Genomic DNA, 8,894 nt, shown 5'->3' on the forward strand with positions numbered 1-8,894 from the left:
CCGATATTAAGACTCAGTACATTATCATACAGCATCCATGGTGATTATATTAACTATTCAATAATGTATAGAAATACCCAAGATTATATTGTTGAGTATCATTTAAAACGAGAACAATAATTATTGATAATAAATAATATTAAAGATTATTGATTAATCAGCATAGAAAAAGCACTCCAAAGAGTGCTTTTGAGAACGGACTAAAAGCGTTTAACTATTTCTTTTTAATTGCGTTAATGATATTTGTTGTAGAAATACCATCTTCAAAATTCAGCACTTTTACTTCGCCACCAGCCGCCCAAACTTCTTTGCTACCCGCGATATCTTCAGGTTTATAATCACCCCCTTTAACTAAGATATCGGGTAATACAGAGGCAATTAAGCGCTGTGGTGTATCTTCTTCAAAGGCAACAACCCAATCGACTGCACCTAAAGCCCCTAAGACTGTCATACGCTGTTCTAATGGGTTAACGGGACGACTTTCGCCTTTTAAGCGCTTAGTAGAGGCATCACTATTTACAGCAACAATAAGGCGATCACCTAATTTGCGTGCATTGGCTAAATAGCTAACATGCCCAGCATGAAGAATATCAAAACAACCATTCGTCATAACAATACGCTCACCACGCTGACGCGCTAATTCAACGGCTTGTTTTAATTGTTCTTCATCCATCATGCCAAACCCATTGTCAGAACGACCACGGATCGCATTTTCAAGCTCAATAGGTGACACGGTTGATGTTCCTAATTTACCGACAACAACACCAGCAGCTGCGTTAGCAAGGAAACAGGCTTCACCTAAAGGTTTGCCAGCAGCTAGTGAGGTTGCTAATACACCGATGACTGTGTCACCCGCCCCGGTAACATCATAAACTTCTTGTGCTTGGGTCGGTAAATGCAATGGTGCCTCATTCGCACGAAGTAAACTCATTCCACGCTCTGAGCGAGTGATAAGCAATGCTTCAAGATCCAAATCTCGAACTAATTGAGTCCCTTTTTCTACTAGCTCATCATCCGTTTTACAAACACCAACCACCTGTTCAAACTCTGACATATTGGGCGTTAATAGCGTCGCACCGCGATAACGTTCAAAATCTGATCCCTTAGGATCGATTAATACAGGGACACCCGCTTTTTTCGCCAGTTGGATCATCTCTTGAACATGAGAAAGCGCCCCTTTGGCATAATCTGATAAAACCAATGCGCCAATAGAAGGTAATGCTTGCTGAATACGTTCATAAATAGGTTGAGGATCAACATTGTTAAATCCTTCTTCAAAATCAAGACGGATTAATTGCTGATTACGAGAAAGAACACGTAATTTTGTGATTGTTGGGTGTGTCGCAACAGAGACAAAATCACAACGCACATTGACCTGATTTAATGTATTGCTCAATGCTTTTGCAGCTTCATCAATACCCGTTAAACCCACTAAACGCGAATGAGCACCAAGAGACGCAATATTCATTGCAACGTTTGCTGCACCACCTGGTCGCTCTTCTGTAGTATCGACTTTAACCACCGGCACTGGGGCTTCTGGTGAAATTCGGCTTGTTGGGCCATACCAATAGCGGTCTAACATGACGTCACCGACAACCAACACATTGGCCTTATTAAAATCCGGCAGCGTTACTTTCATCCCATACTCCACATTTATTTTCAAAATAAGCCGAAATAATACCATAACTTGTTAGATAAAAAGAGAGACACTTGGCATCCTCCCCGCCCTAATGAACAGTCCAACTTTATGGGCTAAAGGACGTGGTTTTACGGCACACCTGATAAGACTTCATGCCAACAAACCTTTACGCTTATTCACCAAGCCACTTTCGTTTACTTTTTAATACACACTCTCGCTCTGCGATAAAACAGTGATTATCCACAATGGCAGGTAATGCTTGTAACGCCAGGTGATGTAATTCATTACGCAATGTGACATAAGCATGTGTCAAAGCGAGAGCTTCGTCCTCATCCATCACTTGATGTTTTGCCATTAACTCAAAAATACGCACATTATCAGACCAACGAGTTAAAGCCGGATATTGATGAGAAAAGCGCAATACTAAATATTGTGCGATAAATTCAATATCGGTAATACCACCAGATGAGGTTTTTAAATCAAACTTGTCCACTTGTGTTGGCGCAAGATGTTGCATCATTTTTTTACGCATATCGCGCACTTCATTTTGTAACACATCAGCATCACGAGAAAGACATAACGTTTCATGACGAATACGTGAAAACATCTGTTGTAATTTATCATCACCATAAATCATTCTAGCGCGAATTAAAGCTTGATGTTCCCAAGTCCACGCTTCATTTTTCTGATATTCATCAAAAGCTTGAATAGTACTCACCAACATACCCGATTCACCCGAAGGACGTAAACGAGCATCCACTTCATACAACACACCAGAAGATGTTCTGGTACTAAACAAATGGATAATACGCTGTGCTAAACGCAGATAAAACTGGCGGGCATCAATCTGTTTTTTCCCTGTTGTTACCGTATTTATTGGACAATCTAATAAAAAAAACCAAGTCCAAATCAGAGCTATACCCTAATTCCCATCCTCCCAATTTACCGTATCCAATCACCGCAAAACCCAGCCCATCACGATGGGCTAAATGTTCAGGTTCACCATAACGTTTTACCATATATGACCAAGCTTGATGAACAACAGCATGAATAATCGCTTCAGCTAAATAGGTTAAGTGATCGCTAACCTTCATAACCGGCAATACCCCAGTAATATCTTCAGCAGCGATACGTAGCAATTGGGCTTGCTTAAACTGGCGTAATGCTTCTAATCGTTGTTCTTCGTCTTCTTCTGGTACACGTAATAAATATTGACGTAATTCATCACGATACGCATCTAAAGGCAGGGGTTGATAAAGAGAACTGGGATCAAGTAATTCATCTAATAATAAAGGGTGAAGCGCTAATTGCTCAGCGATCATCGGAGATGCCGCACAGAGTCGTATAACATGCGTTAAAACTTCGTCCGACTCTTGCATCAACTCTAAATACGTTGTGCGACTCACAATACTTAATAACAAAGGCGTTACACGTTGCAGTATCACAAGGGTTTGAGGTTGCTGACAAATTTTAGCTAATAGTTTTGGCATTAAGGCATCAAGAACATCGCGTCCTCTCGGCCCAATTGTTCGCTTGCCAATATCTTGGCGAAAATGCTGCAACGTTTGATTTATCGCGCCAAGCGCTTCGATGGTTAATGTTTCATGAAATAATGACGACGTTTCAGGCAAGCGACCTAGTAGCCAAAGACGCTTAAATTCAGAGATATCATCTTCATCATCATTTTCATCTTCTTCACCAATTAATTGCGTAAAAATCGTGGAAACAGCCTGCATCTTGTGATTAATTTCTTGATAAAGTGTTTCCCAATCATCAAATCCCATTGCAAAAGTTAACCGTGCTTTATCTTCTTCACTTTCAGGTAAGGTTTGGGTTTGTTGATCGCCAATAGATTGCAGTAAGTTTTCTAATCGTCGAAGGAAAAGATAACTTTCGGTCAGTTGGGCAGTTTCTTGTGACGTTAACAGCTCAAGTTTGGTGATAACATTAAGCACAGTTAATAATGAATTACTTTGTAACTCAGGCTCTCTTCCCCCACGGATTAGCTGGAAAACCTGGGTAATAAATTCGATTTCACGAATACCACCAGAGCCTAATTTTATATTATCAATCATGCCACGACGACGAACTTCACGACTTATCATGGACTTCATATTTCTAAGTGATTGAATAACACTAAAATCAATATAACGACGATAAACAAAGGGACGCAACATTTGTCGTAAAACTTGACAATACGCTTTCTTCTCTGCACCTAAAACCCGCGCTTTGATCATCGCATAGCGTTCCCAATCACGCCCCTGCTCTTGATAATAATCTTCTAGTGCGGCAAAGCTCATGACCAAAGGTCCACTTTCTCCAAAAGGGCGTAATCGCATATCAACACGATAGACAAAACCATCAATAGTATGCTGATCCAGAGCCTTAATAAGCTTTTGACCTAAGCGAGTAAAAAACTGTGCATTATCTAGCTCTCGGCGTCCTCCCTGTGTAAATCCATTTTCAGGGTAGGCAAAAATTAAGTCGATATCAGACGAAAAATTAAGTTCAAACCCACCTAGCTTTCCCATTCCTAAAATCAGTAATGGCTGAGGTTTTCCCGCATTGTCACAAGGTGTTCCCCATTGTTGGCAACATTGCCGATAAAGCGTATCTCTCGCAACACAAATTAATGTTTCAGCTAATACACTCAAATGTTTTAGCACACAAGGAATATCACCTAATTGAAAAAATTGTAGCCATGCAATACGCACTAATTGTTGATGACGAAATTGGCGTAAGATCCGCATCACTTCATCTTCATTATCAATATTAGCTAATTTTGCCGTTAATTGAGATTCATAACTTTGCCATTCCATATGGGTCGGTGGATTTTGCCTGATATCAATCAACCATTGAGGATTAGCACGTAAATGCTCTGTTGCAAAAGGGCTAAAAGCAAAAAACTGTTGTTCAGATCCACTAAAAGGCGCGAGCGCATTTAATTGAGAAGAGAACCCACATTGTGCTTTATTCCACAATTGTTGAAATATACCGATAACAGACATAAATAGACTCTCAAGTTGTCAGGAAATTAAGCAATAGACAGTAACCACGCCATAGAAGATAACTTAAAGTGCAACCATAAAACATGGTAATAATCGGTTGCTGTTGTAAATGTTAGCGGCGAAAGAGCTCTGAGTGATTGTTGCATAGATTCAGGCAAATCTGACTGTTTTTTACACCAATCTGAAAATAACGCCAATATTGCTGGCATGGTTATTGTCGGTGGTGTTGGGTTAGCAAAAATCGCTTCTTCTAAAGCTTGTATTGCACTTAACCATTTTGTGAGCTGCTGAGCGACGGTATCACTGGGAGAAAGATTTACCACACTTAACGATAAAGCAGGTTTATTGTTAGCTAAATAATAACCACGAGCCGCTTTGCTGCGAGACGCAAGACGCAATCCGCCCTTTTCCCCCAAATAAGTCGCTAATGCAATAACATCTGATACATGACCTTTTTTAAGTTCTAATTCAAATTCCTCTATCGGCAACTCATATTGATGAGTGCGAATAGTCCCTTTATCTAATACCACTTCAATTTGGCTATCTTGAAAATCCACCAGCCAGGTTTCGCGATAAAAATCCGTATTAAACAACACCTCAAGTTGTGTTTCTAATAGAGTAAGATCGGTATTTTCAGGCCAGATTTCTGCTGGAAAGCGAGCTAAATCCAATTTAGGTTGTTCTAATTCCACGTTATATTCTGGACGTTGATGCAAACCTGCAACGCCTTTACCCGCTGTTTTAATTGTCATTTCATAATGATCATCAACACCACGAATACGCAGCCCCATATCCCAACGACGAATTTGATTATCTGTCGTCTCAAAGTAAAGATTAGTCAGCTTTTTGGGTGCAACGTGCTGATGAGGTAAAATCAGAATGCGCTGAATAATGTGAGGAATAGCGGCAGGTATGGCACTCATTTTGAGTTCGGTTTCTAATTGGCTCATTCTATTTCCCTTAAGTAAATCAATTGATTAGTAAAATATTTGACGCATTTTCATTTTGCAAGTGATAGCCTAATAACAATGATGAATAAAAGGCAGATTATCCCTATATTCTACCAGTTAAGAGTGTTCTCATTCTGGTTTACTATTTGCTTACGCAAACTTTACTCTTTAGTATCAGTAAAAATATTCTCTTGTATAGATAAAAAAGTTGAAAACATAATGCGAAAATTACCCTTACTTTTTCTTTCCTTACTTGGCTTAGGCATTTCTCTGAGCTCACACGCAGAAACTCGTTATGTTTCCGATGAATTATCCACTTATGTACATAGTGGACCAGGAAATCAGTATCGAATTGTTGGCTCTTTAAATTCGGGCTCAACCGTTACTGTACTTTCGCGTAACGCCGCAACGGGTTATGTACAGGTTAAAGACGATAAAGATCGTACTGTTTGGTTACCAGAAAACCAACTCAGCACCCAACCCAGTATGCGAACTCGCATTCCTGCTATGGAAAAAGAGATCCAAACACTACGCGATAAACTGGCAAATATCGACCAGAGCTGGAACCAACGTACTATCGATATGCAAAATAAAGTTTCAAACAGTGATGACATCATCAATGGCTTGAAAAAAGAAAATGAACAAATGAGAACAAAGCTCGCTGTCGCAGAGAAAAAACTCGATTTTGCGAATCAACAATTAGATGACAGACAACGCGATATCATCTTACAGTGGTTTATGTATGGTGGCGGTGTTGCTGGCGCAGGTCTTATCTTTGGTCTGATCCTTCCACATATTATTCCGCGTCGTCGTAAACGTAATGATCGTTGGATGAACTAATATCCTCGACCAAAGGAACAGAGATCCCGTGAAAATATATCTTGTTGGTGGCGCAGTGCGTGACCAACTTTTACAGATCCCAGTAAAAGACAGAGATTGGGTCGTTGTAGGTGCAACACCTCAAATGCTGTTGCAACAAGGCTATCAACAAGTAGGTAAAGATTTTCCCGTTTTTCTTCATCCTGATACACATGAAGAATATGCACTTGCACGTACGGAACGAAAATCAGGATCAGGTTACACGGGATTCACTTGTTATGCCGCGCCTGATGTCACATTAGAAGACGATCTTGCACGTCGCGATCTCACGATTAATGCCATTGCTTATTCTGCTAATGGTGAATATGTCGATCCTTATCATGGCATAGATGACATCAATGCGAGACAGCTTCGCCATGTTTCTGAGGCCTTTTCTGAAGATCCTTTAAGAGTTTTACGAGTTGCACGTTTTGCTGCACGGTTTGCACCTTTAGGATTTAATATTGCATCAGAAACACTGCAATTAATGAAGACGATGGTACAAAGTGGTGAGTTAAATACACTGACTGCTGAACGCGTCTGGAAAGAGACTGAAAAAGCCCTTGAAAGCTCTGCGCCTCAAATCTATTTTGATGTTTTACGTCAATGTGGTGCTTTACGCGTTCTTTTCCCTGAAATTGATGCTTTATTTGGTGTACCTGCTCCTGAAAAATGGCACCCAGAAATCGATACCGGCATTCACACCCTACTAGTACTTAATATCGCCAGCCAATTAACCGATGATATTACAGTACGCTTTAGTGCCTTATGTCATGATCTGGGTAAAGGGTTAACACCGCCTGAAAATTGGCCTCATCACCACGGACATGGTCCAGCAGGTGTCCCTTTAGTTGAAGCTTTATGCCAACGTTATCGCATTCCTAATCATATTCGTGATTTAGCGCGCCTAGCAGCAAGGTTTCATGATCATATCCATCGTATTGATAGAATGCGTCCTTCTAAGATAATCCGCCTATTTGATGCTATTGATGCATGGCGAAAACCTGAACGCGTTGAACAATTAGCCATGGTGAGTGAAGCTGATGCAAGAGGACGTCAAGGAGCAGAAAATCTCGTTTATCCACAACGCACGTTTTTTTGCCAAGCCTTCGCAATTGCAAATAATGTGGATATTAAGCCAATTATTGAAAGTGGATTAAAAGGAAGTGCAATACGAGATGCGCTAACCAAGCAACGAGAAGTCGCGATTATCAAATGGAAATCGCGACTTAATCAGGATCGACACTAATTACGCTTTACGCTCAATGATCACACCTACATTGGTAGCTTGTGCAACAGCGCCAGGTTTAGCTAATTTAATTTTTACTCTAGGCACAGCAAATTGAGTTATCAATAGCTGTGCTACTTCTTCAGCAACACGTTCCACTAATTCAAAACGTCGAGTCTCAACATAATCAATAATTGCATTGCTCACACTCGCATAATCCAAACAATAAATTACATCATCAGTTTGGGACGCGCGTTTGTTATCCCATTCCATTTCGATATCGAACACTAATTTTTGTTTTATGGTTTTTTCCCAATCATAAACACCGATTGTGGTTATTACTGATAATTGTTCAATAAATACGATATCCATCACGTCATCTCTTATTTTTTCTGCTCATCGGATACCACTTCCGATGAAATATGCGTATTATCCATACATGCCTAACGAACTTACATCAACATTGGAGAATACAAATGAGTGCTAACGCACTTGGAATGATCATCTTCGCCTACTTGTGCGGCTCAATCTCCAGCGCGATATTGATTTGCCGACTGGCAAGACTACCTGATCCAAGAAAATTTGGCTCTGGCAATCCCGGAGCGACCAACGTCCTACGTATTGGTGGAAAAGCGGCCGCAGCGGCAGTACTTATCTGTGACGTCCTAAAAGGGATGATCCCTGTTTGGCTCGCCTACTACTTAAATGTGCCTCCTTTTTACCTCGGTATTGTGGCAATCGCGGCATGCCTTGGGCATATTTACCCTGTTTTTTTCCACTTTAAAGGCGGAAAAGGCGTCGCCACTGCATTTGGTGCTATTGCTGCCATTGGCTGGGATTTAAGTGGTCTTATCGCAGGAACGTGGTTACTCACCGTCTTACTGAGTGGCTATTCATCGCTTGGTGCGATTATCAGCGCACTGCTTGCCCCTTTTTACGTCTGGTGGTTTAAACCAGAATTCACTTATCCCGTCGCGTTATTATCATGCCTTGTACTTTACCGTCATCATGACAATATTCAACGTTTATGGCGTGGCCAAGAAAGTCGTATCTGGCATAAATTGAAGAAAAAAAACCGAAAAAAACAGAAAAAGAGATCATTCAAGAAGCGAAAGAGCAAGAAAAAAGAAGATTAATCGCCTTTACCCCAAAGCTCAACTAGCTCTGATATAGGTTGGCAACTTTTAGGTATAAAAACGCTCGATAAATCT

The 8,894-nt window shown here is 40.6% G+C and carries 6 protein-coding genes and 1 pseudogene; 3 read left to right on the forward strand and 4 right to left on the reverse strand.

What is annotated here, in order from left to right:
• Positions 1-214: 214 nt before the first annotated feature.
• From hldE to BHE89_RS04425, 3 genes and pseudogenes are all read right to left on the reverse strand, one after another.
• A complete protein-coding gene (gene hldE, locus BHE89_RS04415; RefSeq protein ID WP_069369646.1) occupies positions 215-1,639 on the reverse strand; it encodes a bifunctional D-glycero-beta-D-manno-heptose-7-phosphate kinase/D-glycero-beta-D-manno-heptose 1-phosphate adenylyltransferase HldE in 1,425 nt (474 codons plus the stop codon).
• A 172-nt stretch (positions 1,640-1,811) separates the two neighbouring features.
• Positions 1,812-4,647, reverse strand: a pseudogene (glnE, locus tag BHE89_RS04420) (bifunctional [glutamate--ammonia ligase]-adenylyl-L-tyrosine phosphorylase/[glutamate--ammonia-ligase] adenylyltransferase).
• A gap of 26 nt (positions 4,648-4,673) precedes the next feature.
• Positions 4,674-5,597 carry a CYTH domain-containing protein gene (locus tag BHE89_RS04425; protein ID WP_069369648.1) on the reverse strand — a complete coding sequence of 308 codons (924 nt, stop codon included), beginning with the start codon at positions 5,595-5,597 and terminating at the stop codon, positions 4,674-4,676.
• 219 nt (positions 5,598-5,816) lie between these two features.
• On the opposite strand from BHE89_RS04425, the gene BHE89_RS04430 reads away from it, so the two are divergent.
• Positions 5,817-6,437 carry a TIGR04211 family SH3 domain-containing protein gene (locus BHE89_RS04430; protein ID WP_069369649.1) on the forward strand — a complete coding sequence of 207 codons (621 nt, stop codon included), beginning with the start codon at positions 5,817-5,819 and terminating at the stop codon, positions 6,435-6,437.
• Between the two features lie 28 nt (positions 6,438-6,465).
• The gene (locus tag BHE89_RS04435) at positions 6,466-7,704 is read left to right on the forward strand and encodes a multifunctional CCA addition/repair protein (protein ID WP_069369650.1); all 1,239 of its coding nucleotides are present in this window, start codon (positions 6,466-6,468) and stop codon (positions 7,702-7,704) included.
• On the opposite strand, the gene folB is transcribed toward BHE89_RS04435, so the two are convergent.
• Positions 7,705-8,055, reverse strand: coding sequence for a bifunctional dihydroneopterin aldolase/7,8-dihydroneopterin epimerase (gene folB / locus BHE89_RS04440; protein WP_069369651.1), 351 nt, complete (start codon positions 8,053-8,055; stop codon positions 7,705-7,707).
• Positions 8,056-8,159: 104 nt separating this feature from the next.
• Between folB and plsY the strand changes: the two genes are divergently transcribed.
• The gene (plsY, locus tag BHE89_RS04445) at positions 8,160-8,819 is read left to right on the forward strand and encodes a glycerol-3-phosphate 1-O-acyltransferase PlsY (RefSeq protein ID WP_128860319.1); all 660 of its coding nucleotides are present in this window, start codon (positions 8,160-8,162) and stop codon (positions 8,817-8,819) included.
• The last annotated feature ends 75 nt before the right edge of the window (positions 8,820-8,894 follow it).

Source organism: Shigella sp. FC1967, from assembly GCF_001743005.1.
Classification (GTDB): domain Bacteria; phylum Pseudomonadota; class Gammaproteobacteria; order Enterobacterales; family Enterobacteriaceae; genus Proteus.